The sequence below is a fragment of the Patiriisocius marinistellae genome, assembly GCF_009014635.1.
Taxonomy (GTDB): Bacteria; Bacteroidota; Bacteroidia; order Flavobacteriales; family Flavobacteriaceae; genus Patiriisocius; species Patiriisocius marinistellae.
Genome location: NZ_BKCF01000001.1, coordinates 65,744 through 85,339, shown reverse-complemented (window position 1 = coordinate 85,339; position 19,596 = coordinate 65,744). Strand labels below are relative to the sequence as shown.

Annotated in this window: 23 protein-coding genes; 12 read left to right on the top strand and 11 right to left on the bottom strand. The window is 33.7% G+C overall.

What is annotated here, in order from left to right:
* Together GB234_RS00390 and GB234_RS00385 are read right to left on the bottom strand one after the other, a co-directional pair.
* Positions 1–1,032 (bottom strand): hypothetical protein, encoded by a 1,032-nt coding sequence (locus tag GB234_RS00390; RefSeq protein ID WP_151892528.1) that lies wholly within the window; start codon positions 1,030–1,032, stop codon positions 1–3.
* A complete protein-coding gene (locus GB234_RS00385) occupies positions 1,033–2,007 on the bottom strand; it encodes a LuxE/PaaK family acyltransferase (RefSeq protein WP_151893717.1) in 975 nt (324 codons plus the stop codon). It lies immediately after the preceding gene.
* A 254-nt stretch (positions 2,008–2,261) separates the two neighbouring features.
* Between GB234_RS00385 and GB234_RS00380 the strand changes: the two genes are divergently transcribed.
* Positions 2,262–3,224 carry a hypothetical protein gene (locus GB234_RS00380; RefSeq protein ID WP_151892527.1) on the top strand — a complete coding sequence of 321 codons (963 nt, stop codon included), beginning with the start codon at positions 2,262–2,264 and terminating at the stop codon, positions 3,222–3,224.
* Between the two features lie 72 nt (positions 3,225–3,296).
* Here the strand turns inward: GB234_RS00380 and GB234_RS00375 are convergent, their stop codons facing one another.
* A complete protein-coding gene (locus tag GB234_RS00375) occupies positions 3,297–4,229 on the bottom strand; it encodes a T9SS type A sorting domain-containing protein (protein WP_151892526.1) in 933 nt (310 codons plus the stop codon).
* 183 nt (positions 4,230–4,412) lie between these two features.
* Between GB234_RS00375 and GB234_RS00370 the strand changes: the two genes are divergently transcribed.
* Together GB234_RS00370 and GB234_RS00365 are read left to right on the top strand one after the other, a co-directional pair.
* Entirely contained in the window at positions 4,413–5,096 is a 684-nt protein-coding gene (locus GB234_RS00370) for a response regulator transcription factor (RefSeq protein ID WP_151892525.1), read from the top strand.
* Positions 5,096–6,145 carry a sensor histidine kinase gene (locus GB234_RS00365; protein ID WP_151892524.1) on the top strand — a complete coding sequence of 350 codons (1,050 nt, stop codon included), beginning with the start codon at positions 5,096–5,098 and terminating at the stop codon, positions 6,143–6,145. Before GB234_RS00370 ends, GB234_RS00365 begins: the two co-directional genes overlap by 1 nt.
* On the opposite strand, the gene GB234_RS00360 is transcribed toward GB234_RS00365, so the two are convergent.
* Complete coding sequence (locus tag GB234_RS00360; RefSeq protein ID WP_151892523.1) at positions 6,119–7,180, bottom strand: glycosyltransferase; 1,062 nt, start codon at positions 7,178–7,180, stop codon at positions 6,119–6,121. The genes GB234_RS00365 and GB234_RS00360 overlap by 27 nt on opposite strands.
* A 64-nt stretch (positions 7,181–7,244) precedes the next feature.
* Here GB234_RS00360 and trmB point away from each other — a divergent pair, with 64 nt between their 5' ends.
* The 7 genes from trmB to GB234_RS00325 all read left to right on the top strand — a co-directional run bounded on the left by trmB (position 7,245) and on the right by GB234_RS00325 (position 12,091).
* Positions 7,245–7,925: a tRNA (guanosine(46)-N7)-methyltransferase TrmB gene (trmB, locus tag GB234_RS00355; RefSeq protein WP_151892522.1), complete on the top strand. Its 681-nt coding sequence runs from the start codon at positions 7,245–7,247 to the stop codon at positions 7,923–7,925.
* A gap of 33 nt (positions 7,926–7,958) precedes the next feature.
* Entirely contained in the window at positions 7,959–8,594 is a 636-nt protein-coding gene (locus GB234_RS00350) for a LysE family transporter (RefSeq protein WP_151892521.1), read from the top strand.
* Entirely contained in the window at positions 8,594–8,923 is a 330-nt protein-coding gene (locus GB234_RS00345; RefSeq protein WP_151892520.1) for an MGMT family protein, read from the top strand. The genes GB234_RS00350 and GB234_RS00345 overlap by 1 nt, the downstream gene beginning before the upstream one ends.
* Before the next feature lie 322 nt (positions 8,924–9,245).
* Complete coding sequence (locus GB234_RS00340) at positions 9,246–10,382, top strand: Mrp/NBP35 family ATP-binding protein (protein ID WP_151892519.1); 1,137 nt, start codon at positions 9,246–9,248, stop codon at positions 10,380–10,382.
* 4 nt (positions 10,383–10,386) lie between these two features.
* Entirely contained in the window at positions 10,387–10,629 is a 243-nt protein-coding gene (locus GB234_RS00335; RefSeq protein WP_151892518.1) for a NifU family protein, read from the top strand.
* Between the two features lie 80 nt (positions 10,630–10,709).
* Positions 10,710–11,762 (top strand): NAD(P)/FAD-dependent oxidoreductase, encoded by a 1,053-nt coding sequence (locus GB234_RS00330; RefSeq protein WP_151892517.1) that lies wholly within the window; start codon positions 10,710–10,712, stop codon positions 11,760–11,762.
* Entirely contained in the window at positions 11,762–12,091 is a 330-nt protein-coding gene (locus GB234_RS00325) for a 2Fe-2S iron-sulfur cluster-binding protein (RefSeq protein ID WP_151892516.1), read from the top strand. The genes GB234_RS00330 and GB234_RS00325 overlap by 1 nt, the downstream gene beginning before the upstream one ends.
* A 3-nt stretch (positions 12,092–12,094) precedes the next feature.
* Here the strand turns inward: GB234_RS00325 and GB234_RS00320 are convergent, their stop codons facing one another.
* The 7 genes from GB234_RS00320 to GB234_RS00290 form a co-directional block, all read right to left on the bottom strand.
* The gene (locus GB234_RS00320; protein WP_151892515.1) at positions 12,095–12,787 is read right to left on the bottom strand and encodes an SGNH/GDSL hydrolase family protein; all 693 of its coding nucleotides are present in this window, start codon (positions 12,785–12,787) and stop codon (positions 12,095–12,097) included.
* Between the two features lie 22 nt (positions 12,788–12,809).
* Complete coding sequence (locus GB234_RS00315) at positions 12,810–13,706, bottom strand: metallophosphoesterase family protein (protein ID WP_151892514.1); 897 nt, start codon at positions 13,704–13,706, stop codon at positions 12,810–12,812.
* 135 nt (positions 13,707–13,841) lie between these two features.
* Positions 13,842–14,627 carry a DUF3050 domain-containing protein gene (locus GB234_RS00310; protein WP_151892513.1) on the bottom strand — a complete coding sequence of 262 codons (786 nt, stop codon included), beginning with the start codon at positions 14,625–14,627 and terminating at the stop codon, positions 13,842–13,844.
* A 69-nt stretch (positions 14,628–14,696) separates the two neighbouring features.
* A complete protein-coding gene (locus GB234_RS00305) occupies positions 14,697–15,875 on the bottom strand; it encodes an acyl-CoA dehydrogenase family protein (RefSeq protein WP_151892512.1) in 1,179 nt (392 codons plus the stop codon).
* 50 nt (positions 15,876–15,925) lie between these two features.
* Entirely contained in the window at positions 15,926–16,654 is a 729-nt protein-coding gene (locus GB234_RS00300) for a tRNA1(Val) (adenine(37)-N6)-methyltransferase (protein ID WP_151892511.1), read from the bottom strand.
* 85 nt (positions 16,655–16,739) lie between these two features.
* On the bottom strand, positions 16,740–17,264 hold the full coding sequence (gene rimM, locus GB234_RS00295; RefSeq protein WP_151892510.1) for a ribosome maturation factor RimM: 525 nt from the start codon (positions 17,262–17,264) through the stop codon (positions 16,740–16,742).
* A gap of 12 nt (positions 17,265–17,276) precedes the next feature.
* On the bottom strand, positions 17,277–17,783 hold the full coding sequence (locus GB234_RS00290; protein ID WP_151892509.1) for a 30S ribosomal protein S16: 507 nt from the start codon (positions 17,781–17,783) through the stop codon (positions 17,277–17,279).
* 195 nt (positions 17,784–17,978) lie between these two features.
* Here GB234_RS00290 and GB234_RS00285 point away from each other — a divergent pair, with 195 nt between their 5' ends.
* Both GB234_RS00285 and GB234_RS00280 read left to right on the top strand, forming a co-directional pair.
* Positions 17,979–18,821, top strand: a complete 843-nt coding sequence (locus GB234_RS00285; RefSeq protein ID WP_151892508.1) for a DUF6252 domain-containing protein — start codon at positions 17,979–17,981, stop codon at positions 18,819–18,821.
* Positions 18,822–19,016: 195 nt separating this feature from the next.
* Positions 19,017–19,466, top strand: coding sequence for a ferritin-like domain-containing protein (locus tag GB234_RS00280; protein WP_151892507.1), 450 nt, complete (start codon positions 19,017–19,019; stop codon positions 19,464–19,466).
* Positions 19,467–19,596: the final 130 nt, after the last annotated feature.

Below are 19,596 nucleotides of genomic sequence, written 5' to 3'. Positions count from 1 at the left end.
TTATTTACTTGTTAATACAATATTCCAGTGTTTTACATCGCTAGATGTTGCGGGAAGTACCCCTATTTTAAAATGCTTTGATGTTGTTTCCCAAAGCATATATGTTTTGCCTTTATATTTTTTGTTTTTTCCAGTGGCGGCTATGTTGATTCCAATAATAGAATGACGATAAAAATCGCTATTAGCAATAGCAACATCGTAATTAAAATAGTTTAAAATGGAATAGATAAGCATTGTCCGCGTGTCACAATCTCCTTTTAAATTTTTAATAAATGATACAGGATTTTGAACTCCGTAAAGCACATCGCCTATGCAGCAGTCTGGGCAGTCTTTAAGAATATCTTTAATAGCATCTTCATAGTTATCTGCAGGCAAACAGTCATCTTGAAATACAAAAGAGTACGGTATGTCTTGAATACAACTAACTACCATCTCTGCAAACTCCATTTGGTTAAGTTTCTTTTCAGCATGGATTTCTTTAAAAGTATTCATTACTAAATCTAGACTTGGCGTATCTTTTTCATCAATATAATTGTAGAGATTTCCCCAGAAATTAGGTTCATTTCCATACCGAAAAGTTGCTATGTGATTTTTAAGGCGGTCATAATCTTTTTGACGCACGGTAAGATTTCCAGTGTATGGATTTCCGTAGTTATCTTTCCAATTACGACGACTTGTAAATACTGGAATTATGTTGTTATTTTCAAAAATAGTATCTGTCGCTACAGACTCTTCCTCTGTAAAAACGGCAGTGTCGTTTTGATGTATTATTTCGTTCCAAAATCCGCCTAAATAATTAAGTCCGCTAAAAACAATTATGAGAATTGTGACATTAAAAAGGATAGATTTTATAGAAGGTTTTCCCAGTATTTTAAAAGTAAGTGTTAGGGATAATAATATGGCAATAAATAGGGTAATGAGATTAGGAAGATTAATAGCAAATTTGATTACTCCAAAAGCTACAACGGTGAGAATAAACGTGAGGAAAATCCACAGACAGCCATTGCTCAACCCTTCCTTTTTTGATTCCATTTACAGTACCATTAAATTACAACCTCTAATATCACTTGAGTCAAATCTACCTAAAATTTCAAAACTTCCATCCTTAAATTTTTTACCTAAATCTTGTGTTGCGATAAAGGAGCAGGAATGATAATTAGCGAGGTCGATTACATTTATTCCACCTGTTTTGTTTTCAATTAAAGTTAGTGGGTCTTCCGTGTCACGAGTTAATATTTGCATCCACGGCGGACAATTAAAAATCCCTTTTCCAATTGAATATGCTTGAGATAAAAGCTCTGTCATACCATATTCACTGTGTATTTTTGAAACACCAAAGCCAGCAGTAAGTACTTTATGCAATTCTTGTTTTATCATTTCTTTTCTACGCCCTTTCATACCACCTGTTTCCATAACAATAGTGTGTTTGAGTTGAAATTTTTGCATTTCAATCAAATCTAAAAGCGCGTACGAAACGCCAAGTAATATTGTTTTCTTTCCTTTTTTTTCTTGTTCAATTAAAGTTGAGGCTAGATCAGTAAGATTATGGAGATAAAAACCACTTTTTGAATTTTTACTTTTTTTAATTAGCGTATCCACCATATATACGAGAGAAGACCCTTCACGCTCTAAATATGCCGGTAAAAGAGCGAGTATAGTATATTGTTGAATAGCACCATAAGCAAGCTCAAAACCTTTTAAAAAGCTTTCTTCATAAAGCGCAATATTTGCAACATGGTGTTTACTAGTAATTGAACCCGTTGTCCCACTACTTAAAAATATTTTTTCGGTAGTATTAACTTCGGAAATGAGCTGGTGGGATTTAAAAAATTCAATTGGCAAAAACGGAATTTCTGAAACTTTTTTTACTGTTTCCGATTTTATATTGAGGTAATTACAAAACCTTTGGTATACATCGATAGTGCTGTATTGATGTCTAAATGTTTCAAGCGCGGCAGCTTCAAAATCATCTGCGTTTTTAATTTCAAAAATAGAGGGTATGGACATATTAATATTTCCGAAGTAATATGTATCAAAAATAAGCAATATAAAAATATCTGGTTTTGTAGAATTTAAAAATGTTATTGTTTTCAAATTTTTAAGCTATTGAAAGGACTGAGTATTTATATGTATTCTAAATTTTATAAAATAATGTATATCAACATTTTGCGGTTTTTTATCTTATAAATAAGCGTATTGTCTAATTTTCAAAATTTTAAGTTGTCAGTTTCCGATATTGCATTTTAACTAAACCTTTAATTATGAAAAACCCAATTATTATTGCTGCTACACTGTTAATGCTAGGTTGCAGCCAGGATACGTCACTTGAAGAAAATCAAATTCAAGAAATTGACCTTAGCACAATTGTACAACCTGAAACTGCAAGAGCGGCAGCGCAATATGACACCCAATCAAAGGGGATTTATCGCGGCGTAGTAGCTACTGAGGATATTTCTTACCACGGTGAGTTGACTATTAATTTAGGAAATGATGGTAATTATAATGCAATATTACAATTGGTTAACGGTAGAAGTATGGGCTTTGTTTTACAAAATCAAGTTGCTAAAGATATTAATGTTTATACTTTAAAAAACAGAAACAGTAGTTTTACAATTGATGTAAATGAGCCACAAAATCCCATTATAAGAAATTTAACTATTGCTGGTATTGCAGGTGATGCTAGAGTTTTAAAAGAAAATTCAGCAAGCATGGTTGAAGTTAGAATGGGTTCATATCAAGATAGTAACAATGCTAATCATTTTGGCACTTGGGATTTGATAAGTAATTCATCTACCATTTTACCGTTAGGTACCCCTATTGGAAATTTTGAGATTGTAGTAAACGAACTTTCAAGTTTAGTGGTTATGAAAAATGGTGGGGGTACGTATATGGACACTAATATAGAACTTTTTGACCCAGCAGATTACCCAGGGTGTTCACCTGATGAAGGATTTTCACTTCCTCTTGGTGAAAGATTACCATTTTTTACAAATGATGAAACGCTGAGTATTCCCATTCCTTTTCCGCCGTTTGTTTATGAGGTACCAATTCATGAGTTTACAATACCTGATCAAACTTCACAATTTGGTGCGATAACAGTTAATTGGAATTTTAGTTTTAGTAAAGGAGCTGGAAATGTTTATTATGATAATATATGTGAGGAAGCTACATCTGCTACTTGGTCAACAGCAACAGGCTCAATAGGGACTGCTTTATTAGAATAGAAATTTTTGTTAATGACAAAAAAAGGCTCCCGTATGGGAGCCTTTTTTGAGTATGTTCAAAAATTAAATTGACTATTTAACAATTAATTTTTTTGTAGCAGTTACGTTATCTTGTGTAATTTTTACAATATAAACACCGCTGTTTAATGAGCTGATATTCATTGTTTTATTAGTTACATTTCCGTTAAGAACTTTCTTTCCTAATACGTCAAAAATAGCAACGTTAAGTACTCCTGTATTTTTAGAAGTTATGTTTAAAACTCCTGAAGTTGCAGGGTTAGGGAATATAGAAAAAGTATCTGCAGCAACGTTGTTAATACCTAATGTACCGTCAAATACAATGTTGTCAAAAAAGAAAGCTTCTGCTCCAGCATTCATTCTTGCTTCGATTACAAGTTGTACCATTGTGTTAGGTAATAAAGCAGCTACTCCATTATTCCAAGCACCTTCTATACCTAAATCATTAATATCATTACCTGTAGTATTAAGAATGTCAATTTCAGTATTGTTTGTTAAATCTTTTACGTAAATACGTAATCTGTCTGAAGAAGATTCATTTACAGTGCCGTCACCTTCATATCCAGTTTCAGCAAGAAAATAATCCATCGTTAAACCAGGAGTTGTAGCTCCGGTTAAATCTACTGTATCAAATTCAAGAATAAAGTTTCCATCAGCATCACTAATTTGATATCCTTGTGTACCATCTGTATAGGGAAAGTCTACACCAGGGGCAAAATCTGTAACACCTACGAAGTCTCCATCTGTAAGACCTACATCTGGTGTGTCAAATGGCTCGTAACGAGCATTAAAACCTATTTCGGTAGCATCAGCAGTAAAGTCAACAACGGCTTGGTCTGTATTGTTAACTAAATCATGCGCTACAGTAGCATCACCAGTATCCATATACTGTGTGCCAAGTGTAGGGTTTTCGAAACTGGTTTTTGCGATTTGAGCAAAAGAAACAGCGCTTATTGAAAGAGCAAAAAGTAAAGTAATTTTTTTCATGATAAAATTTTAAATTTTCTTGCGCAAAGATACATAATAGTTATAGTTATAGATTGTTAGAATAATAATTTAACAATCACTTAATATTGGGTATGAAGTAAGTATATATCTTTAAAATCTGTACACAATGAATGAAGGTTTGTTACTTTTGTATGTGTTAGGATTGAATAAAATTAAATAAAAATGAAAAAAAAAGACACTATTATTCTGCTAGTAGATGATGAGCCGGATATCTTAGAAATCATTGGTTATAATTTAACCTCAGAAGGCTATCAAGTAGTAACGGCAAAAAATGGAGTTGAAGCCATAGCAATGGCTTTAAAACATAAACCAAAGTTAATAGTGCTAGATGTAATGATGCCAGAAATGGATGGAATGGAAGCTTGTGAAAAACTTCGTGAAATTCCAGAATTATCTGAGACTGTTATTACATTCTTAACTGCAAGAGATGAGGATTATTCACAAGTCGCTGGTTTTGAAGCTGGAGCAGATGATTATATTACAAAACCTATAAAACCAAAAGTACTAATAAGCAAAGTAAAGTCTTTGCTTCGTAGATTTAAGGAAGTAGATGCTGCGGTTCAAAATATAAAGCTTGGTAATATTACAATAAATAGAGAGGAGTATAAGATTGTTGTAGGTAAAGAGGAAATGATATTGCCTAGAAAAGAATTTGAGTTGCTTTCATTATTAGCTTCAAAACCTGGTAAAGTATTTACAAGAGAAGATATACTTGACAGGGTTTGGGGAAATGAAGTAATTGTAGGAGGAAGAACGATTGATGTGCACATTAGAAAATTAAGAGAGAAAATTGGAGATAAAAAATTTAAAACAATTAAAGGTGTGGGTTATAAATTTGTAGTTTAATGTCTAAAAAATTAGAAAAATCATATCGTTTTGCGGGTTTTTCAGCTGGCTACATATCAATTATTTTAACAATTATTCTTGGTAGTTTTTTTTATTTTCAAGGTGCAATAAATGTCACTTATTTAATTTTAAATTTTATTGTATGTTTTATAACATGCTTTTTAATGATTCAGCTAAGAATAGAGAAGTTAATCTATCGTAGAATTAAAGAAATATATGATGAAGTTACATTGCTAGATGCTTCTTCATTAAGTCAACAACAAGTTTCTACAGATATGAAAACGCTTACAAAACAAATAGGGCGTTTTGCTGAAAACAAAAAACTTGAGATCGAAACACTTAAAATTCGTGAAAACTATAGGAAAGAATTTATAGGAAACGTTTCACACGAATTAAAAACACCTCTATTTACAGTTCAAGGATACATTTTAACATTGCTAGATGGCGCAATGAAAGACAAGTCTGTTAGAAAAAAATACCTTAAAAGAGCAAATAAAGGGGTTGAACGGCTTATTTACATCGTCAAAGATTTGGATATGATTTCGAAACTTGAGGTTGGTGGTTTACAATTGCAAAAAGAGCGCTTTAATATCATTAAGCTTATTCAAAATGTATTTGACCTTTTAGAGATGAAAGCTGCCAAGAAAAAAATAAATTTAATTTTTGATATTGATTACAAAAGTACTGGCCCAATAGAGGTTTATGCAGATCAAGAAAGGATACAGCAAGTAGTTACAAATCTAATAGTAAACTCTATTAAGTATGGAAAAAATAATGGTAGCATTGAGGTAAGTGTAGAAGACCTCATTAAAAATAAAGTAATTGTTAGAGTCACCGATAATGGAGAAGGTATTGAAGCTCAACATATAAATAGAGTGTTTGAGCGTTTTTATAGAGTTGATAAAAGTGGTTCTAGAAAAGAAGGTGGGAGTGGTCTTGGTTTATCTATTGTTAAACATATTTTAGAAGCTCACAGTGAAAAAATTTATGTTGAGAGTCAGTATGGCGTAGGTTCAGAGTTTTCATTTACTATGGAAAAGGCTAAATAGTTTTCCATAGTCCTGAGTATGCTTCTCTTTTGAGAGCCCAGAATATAAGGTAACACTTAAAAGTTTTTTCTTTGTAAAACTTCTTTGCTTACATGAGGCAACAATACCTTTTTCTTTTAATCTTTTTGCTAAATATTTTTGTTCATATTGCCCTGGTGTTGGGATGAAGAAACACTTTTTTTCAAGTGCGGCAAGGTCCATAATTGTTGTATAGCCTGAGCGCGCCACAACTAATTCGCTTTCGTTAATAGCTTGGCTTAATGCATCAGTCTTTAAATAATTGATGATTTTTATATTCCCAAAATAACTAACAGTTTCTTCATTTTCGACAACACCTCTCACTAATAAAATATTTCGTGCATCATCTTTAAATTCCGCTAATAAACGTTTTTCTAGCATCGTTCGTTGAGGTTCTGGACCTGAAAGTAAAATAAGAATATCATAATTTTTGGTGATTTCTTCTTGTCTTAATCTACTAAGCGTACCAATATATTTAACAGGAAAATCTAGATCATTAATATGCCCCAATTTCCCACTTAAGTTTCTTGGCCCCTTAAAATCTGGAATCCAACACTCCGTAAATTTTCTAATAATATTTTGATGTAATTTGCTCGTAATTGATGTAGTACTACCACTTAAAACATGTAACTGGTGTGTTACAAAAACAGAAGGTACTTTTTTACTAATAACTCCCCAGCGATTGTCGCTTATAATACCTTTAATATTATACTCCTCAACAATTTTTGACACTCGCCTTTTTTCAGCAGCAATAGTTTTTAAAATATGCGGAACTTTTAATAATAAATTCCATCTAAATTTATTACCCTTCCTAGGATACGTAATGTTATAAGAAGGAAGCTCAATGTGTTCTAACTTCGGAAATTCCTTTTGCAATAACAATAGTGCTGCCCCATCTCCAGCAACAATAACCTTAAAACCGTGAATGATAAGTTCGTTAATAATGGGAATGCATCGCGTAGCGTGACCAAGACCCCAATTTAAGGGAGCGACTAAAATTGTTTTGCGTTGCATCATAAATCAAAAGTACTAATAATTGTAACTGCGCTATATTTCCTTAATTTTACCAAAAAATTAAATTTTGGGTAGCAAAAACAAACTTAAGCGATTTAGAGAAAACGATAATTTTTCAAATGTGGTTCAACCTACTAGAGAAGAAGCCGTTAATGACGGACTAAATTTGAAAGGGAATTGGAATAAAAATTTCTTTAAAAATGACAATCCCATTGTTTTAGAATTGGGTTGTGGTAAAGGAGAATACTCCGTGGGGCTTGCAAAGCAGTCATCAGACAAAAATTTTCTTGGAGTTGATATAAAAGGAGCTCGCTTTTGGAGAGGCGCAAAAACAGCACTCGAAGAAAATATGACTAATGTGGGCTTTTTAAGAACCCAGATTGAACTTATTGACAATCTTTTTGCAGAAAATGAAGTTGATGAAATTTGGATAACCTTTCCAGATCCTCAAATTAAGTTTAAACGAACAAAGCATCGATTAACAAACGAAGACTTTTTAAAAAAATATAAGAAAATTTTAAAAAAAGACGGTGTCGTGCATTTAAAAACAGATAGCGAATTTATGCACGGTTATACACTTGGTTTGTTACATGGCTTAAAAGAAAAGATTGAATTTGCACACCACGATGTATATGGAATAGGAGATGAAGCACCTGCTCAAGTCACGGGAATTCAAACCTATTACGAAAGTCAATACTTAGAAGTAGGAAAGAAAATCACATATATTAGATTTAAGTTTCGTTCCTAAAATTTAAGTATCTTCACCATGTAATGCTATTTTATGACCCTAGTTACAAATTTTATTATTGGTTTTTTAGCTTCCTTTATAGGAGTGATACCACCAGGGTTACTTAATATGTCTGCAGCAAAGATTAGCATGAAAGAGGGGCGCAAGGTAGCAACTTTATTTTCTGTGGGTGTTTGCGTTACCGTAATGATTCAAACTTTTGTAGCGCTTGTTCTTGCTCGCTATTTAGATAAAAACCCAGATATAATTGATGCATTACAAAAAGTTGCATTAGGTATTTTTATCTGTCTAACTATTTTTTTCTTTTTTATTGCAAAAGATACAAGAAGAGAAACCCGTGCCGAAATAAAGAAATCTAAAACAAATAGGTTTTTCAAAGGGATGTTCATTGCGGCACTTAATTTACTGCCCTTACCATATTGGGTGTACATAAGTATTACATTTTCAGCTTTTGGTTGGTTTAGCTTTGAGCAATTAGATTTGTGGATAGCGGTAGTAGCATCTGGTCTAGGGACCTTTGCAATGCTTATGATTTATATACAGTTTTTTAAACTAAAACCAAAAAAAATCCAGAAGAAGAATACCATAAATATGAATTATGTAATAGGCGCAATAACTGCTGTTATAGCTATCGTTACTGCAGTAAAAATTTTAAATTCTATCGTATAATGTCAAACGATGGTTTTTTTGAAAAGGTCTACAAAGTAGCACAGCAAATCCCCCATGGAAGAGTAACTAGCTACGGTGCAATAGCTAAATATTTAGGTGCAGCAGGAAGTGCTCGCATGGTAGGTTGGGCAATGAATGCGAGTAAATTAAATGAAAACGTTCCCGCACATAGAGTGGTCAATAAACAAGGGTTACTTACTGGAAAACATCATTTTGATGGTACAAATTTGATGCAACAATTATTAGAATCTGAAGGTATTTTGGTTGTCAATAACAAAATTCAAAACCTAGAAATTTTATTTTGGGACCCAGCAAAAGAACTTCTTTAGTTTTTATTTCTGAAATTTTAAAAGCTTCGGAAATGTGGCTTTTGATTTAAATATTTAGACAATAAAAAATATCAGTTTAAATTTTAGTTTTTTGTAATCCCTATCTTAATAATATTCTTTTCTAAATAGATTATAAACATTTGTTTCAAACAATAGAATAAGGATCAGCCTTAGAATTTCCGAAGAATAACTAGGTTGAAAATAAATTTTTAGAATCCCAGTTATAATGTTATAAATCATTTCGATACTCAGCCTTTTAAATCCAAAGTCTAAGCAGTATCTTTGCGTTTAGAATGATTCTAAATCCAATGTAATTCAATTCATGAAATTAATTAAAGAAGATATACTAAAAGCCCTTGAAACTATTAGTGTTGCGGGTGAAGGAAAGAACATGGTGGAGAGTGGTGCAGTAAAAAATGTGATGACGTTTGCAGATGAAGTTGTGGTAGATTTGACAATGGCTACACCTGCAATGCACATAAAAAAACGTGCTGAGACAGATGTAATAAAAGCAATACATCAACATGTAAATGCTGATGCTAAAGTACAAGTAAATATTAAAGTTGAAGCATCAGAGAAACCTGCAAACCCCAATTTAATTAAAGGGAAGGCAATCCCAGGAATTCAAAATATTGTCGCTGTAGCATCTGGTAAAGGTGGTGTTGGAAAATCTACAGTAACGGCAAACTTGGCAATTACATTGTCAAAAATGGGATTTAAAGTAGGGATTCTTGATGCAGATATTTACGGGCCATCTATTCCTATTATGTTTGATGTAGCAATGGAGCGACCACTTTCGGTTACTGTGGATGGCAAAAGTAAAATGAAACCTGTTGAAAATTATGGTGTAAAAGTATTGTCTATTGGGTTTTTTACTAAACCAGATCAAGCTGTAATCTGGAGAGGTCCAATGGCAGCCAAGGCGTTAAACCAGTTGATTTTTGATGCAGATTGGGGAGAACTAGATTTTATGTTGCTTGATTTGCCTCCAGGAACGGGTGATATTCATTTAAGTATTATGCAATCGTTACCTATTACGGGTGCTGTAATTGTGAGTACACCTCAAACAGTAGCACTTGCAGATGCTAAAAAAGGTGTTGCTATGTTTCAACAAGAAAGTATTGATGTACCAGTGCTTGGAGTGATAGAAAACATGAGTTACTTTACACCAGCGGAACTTCCTGAAAATAAATATTATATCTTCGGAAAAGAAGGAGCTAAAAACCTTGCAGAAGATTTGAATGTGCCTTTCTTAGGAGGGCTTCCTTTAGTTCAAAGTATTCGTGAAGCTGGTGATGCAGGTCATCCAGCAGCTTTACAAACTGGGACTATTATAGAAGATGCTTTTATAGAAATCACTAAAAATGTAGTGAGTGAAACAGTACGTAGAAACGAATCTTTACCACCTACTGAAGCTATAAAAATAACAACAATGGCGGGTTGTAGCGCTGTAAAATAATACGATGAGTCAAGAAGAATTAATATCAAAAATTGAAATTGCTCTAGATGAGATTCGCCCTTTCCTTCAAAGTGATGGGGGTGATATTTCATTATTGGGAGTTGATGAGGGAACAATCGTACGCGTTCAACTACAGGGTGCTTGTGTGGGTTGTAGTGTAAATCAAATGACTTTAAAAAGTGGCGTAGAAATGACAATTAAAAAACACGCGCCACAAATTGAGCGTGTTATTAACGTTGAAGCGTAACAAGATTAAATTTTTAAAGTAAAAGTTGCACAGCTAGCAGCGGTGTAATAAAAAAGATACCCTTTTCATGGGTAATGAATATGATTAAGACAGATATACTTATTATAGGAGCAGGTCCTACAGGTTTATTTACCGTTTTTGAAGCAGGACTCTTAAAATTGAAATGCCATTTAATTGACGCATTACCGCAACCCGGCGGACAGTGTAGTGAGATTTACCCAAAGAAACCCATTTATGACATTCCAGCATTTCCAGAAGTACTAGCGGGTGACTTAGTCAGCAATTTAATGAAACAAATAGAGCCTTTTCAACCTGGTTTTACATTAGGAGAACGGGCGCAAACAATTGAAAAACTAGAAGACGATACTTTTATTGTAACGACAAATAAAGGTACAAAGCATCATGCTCCAGTAGTGGCTATTGCAGGCGGATTAGGAAGTTTTGAACCAAGGAAACCTCCTATTACTGGGATTGCAAATTATGAAGACAATGGTGTAGAATATATTATACGCGATCCAGAATTATACCGTGATAAAGACGTAATAATTGCTGGAGGTGGAGATTCTGCCTTAGACTGGAGTATTTTTTTAACTGATGTTGCAAAAAGTGTAACTTTAGTCCACAGACGTAATGAATTTAGAGGAGCGCTTGACTCTGTAGAAAAAGTTCAAGAATTAAAAAATGAAGGAAAGATTGAATTGATTACACCAGCTGATGTAGTTGATGTTATTGGAGAGGGAAATGTCAAAGGAGTAAGTATTAAAAGAGGAGCTGAGGTTTTTAATAAAGCATGCGATCATTTTATTCCATTATTTGGATTAGCACCTAAATTAGGACCCATTGCAGATTGGGGATTAGAAATTGAAAAAAACGCTATTGTTGTAAATAATAGTTTGGATTATCAAACAAATATTCCTGGTATTTATGCCATTGGCGATGTAAATACATATCCAGGAAAATTAAAACTTATTCTTTGTGGATTCCATGAAGCAACCCTAATGTGTCAAAGCGCTTATCAACGTATTTTTCCTGAAAAGCGTTATGTAATGAAATACACGACTGTAGGTGGTGTTGAAGGATTTGATGGTACTAAAAAAGAAGCACCAAAAGCGGTTGTTAAAGCCATAACATAATGCAGGATATTAAACTTCATATTACAGATAGGGAAGGGGTAACTCATAACGTGGATGCTCCTACAGATATGAATATGAATCTTATGGAAGTAATTCGTTCTTTTGAATTAGCTCCTGAGGGCACCATAGGTATTTGTGGTGGAATGGCTATGTGCGCTTCTTGTCAATGCTATATTGAAAGTAAGCATGAGTTGCCTGAAATGTCATACGATGAAGATGCGATGCTCGCTGAAGCTTTTCACGTAAAAGACAATAGTAGATTAGGTTGCCAGGTTTTTGTCAAAGACAATTTGGATGGATTAAAAATTACACTGGCTCCAGAGGAATAGCTGTTAATATTTAAGTTGTTTTAATAATTTTTTGGCAACTAATTTATACACTTCTTTAGATGGGTGTAAACCGTCACTTGCAACTAACTCAGGATTTAATAATCCCTTACGCGTGATGTCTGTGATATTTATGTATTCAATATTTTTAGATGCTGCGGCTGTTTTAATGTAGTTGTTATAGATGTCTATCTCTTTTGAAATTTCTTTCATTTTACCACTACCATAAGGTGTATGTCCATAATCAGGGATTGATAAAATAATAACTTTAGAAGCATCTCCATTCGCATATTTAATAGCACTGTTAATAAGCGATAGAAATTCGGTTTCAAATAAAGAAAATGGTTTACCTTGAAATTGATTATTAACTCCTATTAATAAAGTTACAAGGTTATAGTCCTGTTTTATTTCTTCTTTGCTTATCGCATCAAGTAGTTGTGTAGTTGTCCAACCAGTTTGTGCAATTTGTTTTAACGAAACTGGTTGTTGTAATTTTAATTCAATAGCTTTAGTAATTATAATGGGAAAGCCACAGGTACTGCATACGCTTTCTCCCTTTGTGTAACTGTCTCCCAACGCTAAATATTTAAAATTTTGAGACTTGTCGTTGAGGTCTTTATTTTTAAATTTTATCGAGCTGCATCCCGTAATTAAAAAAATAGACAGTACGAGGATTGTTAAACTTTTTATTATCTGCATACTAAATATACGTTAGACTAATTTATTCAGTTTTATAGTCGATTATTTTTTGAGGTCCTTCTAATAATACCCTTATAACTCTTAATGAACCATCTTCGAAGGTAGAAATTTGCCATTTTATTAATGAGATTGTACCGTTTTCAATTTCAAGACCCGTAATGCTTCTGGGGTGAACACAGCTTCCATCATTAAAAAAAGCAATGTCTCCAGGTTCTGGAAATCTTGGTCTGTGTGTATGCCCTGTAATAGTGAAAATATTCTTATTGTCTGTAATCCATTTTTTAGTACGTCGTTCTACTTTTATTAGTTCTTTATAGTTTTTCGCAGGACTTGTAGGGTCTCCAATTCCAAAGATTTGTAATTGCCGCCATAGTGCCCTTACCATAAATCTGTTGAATTTCCATCCCCGGTAATTCATCCAGTCTGCTTGATGGCCATGAAGCATAAAAATTTCTTGTTTTGATGTTTCATGTTCAAGTATAAGTCCTTCGGTAAAAGTAATGCCAGGGAAAAGAGGTTTGTCTTCATTGTCGACTTTGTCAAAATAACTAAAGAGATTTTTCTCAACATAGCTTTGATTTCTATAAACCATATCATGGTTGCCAAGGAGTCTGTGAAGTCTACCTTCGGCATAAAAAAGTTTCATGAGATTAAACACATTTTTATGCGCTTCGAGGATAGATTTAAACTCTATATTTTCCCAAAGCTCATCGCCATCACCCACTTCGCAATACGTGAAGCCCTCTGTATAGTAGTGTTTTAATGCGTGGTAATAGATGTTTCGATTGTTAGCAAAATCATCAGCAAAACTATTGTCTCCACGATGCACGTCACTAAAAATAACAAATTTAGAATCATCATTAAAAACTACTCTATGAGCGGTTTTATAAGCATTACTAATTCTAGTTTGAGAGGACATGATTTTTCTTTGCTTAAAGATACTATTTGATTTTTAAAATTTCAGAAGAAAAAAAAGCCTTACTAAAAGCAAGGCTAAGAATACTATATGTAGCATCTATTTTCTAATAAATAAAAAAATCCTATTATAAATTTATTAATCGATAATAGTTGTAGTTTGTTCTTTGATAGCTGCTTCAATACCATCCCAAAGTAATATTCGTGCGTTTAGTGCTGCTATTGAAATTTCCTCCACCTCTTTCCATTTTATTTCATCTTTTCCACATAACTCATCGATCATTTTTAGAGCCATAGGGCCATGTTCGTCACCATCAAGTTCAATATGACGATCAAAATAATATTTAAAATCAATTAAATCCTTTTCTGGAAAGTGCTGTTGAATTTCATTAATAATGGATGTAAATAATTGAGGAATTAAATCCTCTCGGCCAAAGGTAAAAGCAGCTGCTATTGAATGTGGTTTTCCCTCTTTAATAGTGCTAAATGTAAATCTTAGGAAATCTTTAATTGATTGTTGTACCTCCAAATTTTCAATTGCCTCAAAAACTTCAGTTCCCAAAGTAATACTATCCATTAACTCGTTAACATTAGATGTTTTTGCACCTGCTTTTTTCATAGCATCAAGGTACATTTCAAAATGACTTTGACGTTCCCCTAATTGATTAAGGTCAGTTTCCTCAGCAAGGACAATTTCGTTTATTAAATAACGTGTATTTGGATTTCCAACAGGAACCCAAGGAATAGAGGTACATGTGAGATTACTTTGAAGTGCTTTTAATAAAGACATGAAATCCCAAACAGCAAATACATGATGTTCCATGAAAATTTGCAAGTCTTTGGGCGTGTTTATTAACGTATATAAAGGGTGATTGAGTAATTTATTTTGATGTGCTTTAATAGCGGAAATTATATCTGAAATCATATTTTATTACAAAATAAAGGCGTTACTTGGAATAGTAACGCCTTTGGTTAAAATATTTAAATGTACTTTTTATTTAAAAGCGTTTAACCCTGTTATATCAAGGCCTGTGATTAATAAGTGAATGTCATGTGTTCCTTCGTATGTTACTACACTCTCAAGGTTCATCATGTGTCGCATAATTGGGTATTCTCCCGTAATTCCCATTCCACCAAGCATTTGTCTTGCGTCTCTTGCAATTTTCAATGCCATATCTACATTATTTCTTTTTGCCATTGAAATTTGTGCAGAAGTTGCTCTGTTTTCATTTTTCAATTGACCTAAACGTAAGCAAAGTAATTGAGCTTTAGTGATTTCGGTAATCATCTCAGCAAGTTTCTTTTGCTGTAATTGGAATCCACCTATAGGTTTCCCAAACTGTATACGCTCTTTTGAATAACGCAATGCAGTGTCATAACAATCCATCGCAGCACCAATTACTCCCCAAGCAATACCATAACGAGCCGAGTCTAAACAACCAAGAGGTGCTCCAAGTCCAGATTTGTTAGGTAATAAATTTTCTTTAGGAACTTTTACATCCTGAAATATTAACTCTCCAGTAGCACTTGCTCTTAATGACCATTTGTTGTGAGTTTCTGGTGTAGAAAATCCTTCCATTCCACGCTCAACAACGAGGCCATGGATACGACCTTCTTCGTTTTTAGCCCAAACAACGGCTACGTCACAAAATGGTGAATTTGATATCCAAAGTTTTGCTCCATTCAATAAATAATGGTCTCCTTTGTCTTTAAAGTTTGTTACCATTCCACTTGGGTTACTTCCGTGGTCTGGTTCCGTTAGTCCAAAAGAACCCATCCATTCTCCAGAGGCTAATTTTGGTAAATATTTTTTTCGTTGTGCTTCATTTCCGTATTTCCATATAGGATACATTACTAATGATGATTGCACAGATGCTGTAGAACGAACGCCACTATCACCACGTTCAATTTCTTGCATGATAAGACCATAACTAATTTGGTCTAATCCAGCACCACCATATTCCTCAGGAATATAAGGGCCAAAAGCACCAATAGACGCTAGTCCTGGAATGATAGATTTAGGAAACTTTGCATCCTGAGCAGCTTCTTCAATAATAGGAGAAACATCGCGCTTTACCCATTCCCGAGCAGCATCACGAATTAACTTGTGCTCATCAGTTAATAAATCGTCTATATTGTAATAATCTGGAGATTCGAATAAATCTGGTTTCATCGTGTAATTTTTAATTGTAATGTAAAGGTAAATATCACACCATTAGTTTCCTACATTTTAAGATAGAAATCTTTCAAGAGACCAATGTATTCTTCGGTATAATCATGTCGTTCTTTTTCAATGACAAGTGATTCATTTTCTATTTTTTTCTGCTGAAATGTAAATTCCATTAAACTTCTTTTTACTGCAGAAGTTTCAGTGCCGCGTATGTTGCATATTCTCTTAGGAAATAAACCAACCGTTGCGGCCAAAGTAATGAATGAATTTTCTTCTTTTTTAGGAAGAACAACAGAAAAAACCCCGTCTTCTGTAAGTAAATTCGAAGCGCAAACCAATAAATGCTGAAAAGGTAAGGAATCCTCAAATCTCGCTATATCTCTTTCCTTGTTTTCAGATTTATAGTCATCTGTATAAAATGGAGGATTTGAAACAATTAAATCATATCCTTCAAAATCATTTTCTTCAACAATTTCTTGGGTAAATTCTTGAATGGAAGCGTGATAACAATACAGGCGATCTCCCCAAGGTGAGTTTTCAAAATTCTCTGTGCATTGTTCAAAAGCATTGCTATCTATTTCGATAGCGTCAATAGTTTCGGCAAAGCTGCGTTGGGCAAGTTGTAGTGCAATAACCCCAGTTCCACTGCCAATATCAAGAATAGTTTGCGGTTGTTGTTCAATAGAAGTCCAAGCGCCGAGCAAAACCCCATCAGTTCCTATTTTCATAGCACAGCGATTCTGTGAGACCGAAAATTGCTTAAATTTAAATGGTTGACTCATAAAGCTTAATGAGAAGATTGAATTTTAATTGACTACTATTTCCGAAGAAAAATAAATACTACAATTTAATACGTTTAATTATTGATTACAAGTAAAGATCAATTAACCCTTCAGGTAAATCCATAATAATCACTTTGTTTTCCCGGTCAATCTCTTTAATGAATTCGTCACTAATAGGAATTAGCACCTCGTTTCCGTTAAGGATAGATACAAATAAGTGCTGTGCAGTATGGTCATTTATATGTGAGATAGTCCCAGCGTTCCCATAAGCCTTGTCCCTTATTGTAAACCCTATAACTTCGTGGTAATAAAATTTTGTTCCAGTAAGTGGTGGAAGAAATGAAAGGGGTAAAAATAATTCTGTGCCTAAGAGGGTGTCTGCGGTAGCTTCATCATAGACGTCCTCAAATTGAACTCTTAACAGTGTAGATTTATGTAATGAGCTACTTTCAATAAAAAATGGAATCAAGTTTTTGTGTTGTTCCACAAAAACCGATTCCATTTCTAAAAATAATTCGGGTTCGTCTGTATCTAGTTTAACTAGTAACTCACCTTTAAAACTGTATTTTTTAACGACCTTGCCAACAAAGAAACAGTCTTCCTTTTGCATTAGTCTTCAGTTTTATTCTTCTTCTTTACTTGCGTCAGCATCACCGGCAACTTCAACAGCTTCTTCAACTACAGGAGCGTTTGCAGCAATACGGGCTTCGTTTGTTGCTTTTTCAGCAGCAAGAGCATCAGCTTTTGCTTTGTCTTTAGCGTCAGCAAGTTTAGTTTTCTTACCGTCAACAGCTTTAGACTTTTCTTCTAACCAAGCGTTAAATTTTTCTTCAGCCTGCTCCTCAGTGAATGCACCTTTACGTACACCACCAGCAAGGTGATTTTTCATCATTACACCTCTATAAGACAAGATTGCTCTTGCGGTATCAGTAGGTTGTGCTCCATTTTGAAGCCATTTAACCGCACCATCAATATCAAGATTGATTTGTGCTGGGTTCATGTTTGGATTATAAGTACCTAATTTTTCAAGGTATTTACCATCTCTTTTTGAGCGAGCATCTGCCGCTACGATCCAGTAAAAAGGTTTTCCTTTTTTACCGTGTCTCTGTAATCTAATTTTAACAGGCATATAATTAATTTTTGGAGTACGCGACTCCGGTTCTAATTTGTTGAAAACCTATGATCACTCTAGTGTTATACATAACAATTGTGATTCCCAAATAATGGTTCTCTGTTTTTGGGTCTGCAAAGATACTGTAAAATATATTTGTAACTCAAGTGTTTGTATTAATTTTTATACATTTGTCACCCCCTATTTTAAGCTATGAGAAAAGTTTTTTTACTGTTAGTTGCAACAATTTTTGTTTTTTCTTGTGCAGAAGACATACAAGATTATAGTCCTGCAATTCAAGGATTTGTTAATAATGAACTATATAGAGCAACAGGTGTAAATGCAACTAGAAAGCTGGATGGTGCATTTTTAATAGAAGGGCTTACACAGCTTGAGGCATTGAAAATAAATATTACAGCAGGGACGCCGGGCGTTTATAATTTAGGAGGAGCTTCCTTGAACACTGCAACTTTTAGTGATAAAAATGGCAACAGCTATTTTACAAACCCTAATGGAGAGGGTCAAGTTGTTGTAACAGAGTTAAACGTCGAAGAAAGTTATATTTCAGGAAATTTTAATTACAAGGCAATTCAAACTGGCCTTGATAGTATTGTTGTAAAAAACGGGGTCTTTTTTCAAGTTCCTTTTGCTCAGGAAATTGAACCTATTATAGTAGATCCAACCCTTCCTGCGGGACCGTGTAATGCAGGAACATTTGTAGCTAATGTTGATGGAGAGCCTATAAGTACGTCTGCAAATCTTTGCGTTATGGCAGTAATATTTCAAAACCAAATTGTAGTCACAGCGACAGATGCTGATGAAGAAATACAAGTAAGACTTCCTATAAATGTGCTAGAAGGTAGTGTTTCTCTTCCAGAAGATAATTTCTTAGCTTCGTATACAGACTTAGCTACAGGTGAAACTAGAGAAGCTCAAACAGGAGCGATTTTTATTTCAATACATAATCAAACCTCAAACTTAATTAGAGCCAACTTTACTTTTAATACTGGCATTGAAGAAATTACCATTGGTAATTTTGACGTAACCTATCAATAAGTTAAAAAAATTAGCAGTATTATTCTTATCCCAAGCGTGACGTTAAAGGTTGTTAAACCGCGTTAAGCTTGGGTTAATTATTTGGTATATCCTCTTTAATAATGGTATATTAAGGTATATCGAATAATGCAAAGCAGAAATGTAACTTCGATTAGTAAATTTTATTTCTGCATAATTTTAAACATAATGAAGAAGATGAAGTATACAGAAGAAATGTCTAAAAATTTAAATGAATTATTAACTAAAAATTACGACGCTGAAGCAGGTTACAAAAAAGCAGCTGAAATTGTGGATAATCCAAAACTTAAAAGATTTTTTGAAGCTGAAGCTCAAAAGCGATACGATTTTGGTCACGAGCTAAAATCTGAAATTAAAAACTATGGCGAAAATCCAGATAAAGGTACAAGCTTCACAGGTGATGCTCATAGAGCTTGGATGGGAATGAAGAGCGCCTTTACTTCTAAGAATGAAGGAACAATCTTAACAGAGGTAAAAAAAGGAGAGAAAGCTACGATTAGCGAATACCGCGAAATTATTAATGACACAACGTTGCCGCCCTCAACCGCAACATTAATTACTAAGCAAGTAACTCAGATTGAAAATGCTTTACGAAATGCGCAAAATTTTGAAGTAGTTATGGCGTAAATTTCAAACATCAATCACATAAAGTTAATCAATAAAAGAGACCAAATATGTAATATTTGGTCTCTTTTATTTATAGATGCGTTAAACTGTGTTAATAGAAGTTAAGACGTGGTTAAAGTGATTTTTTATT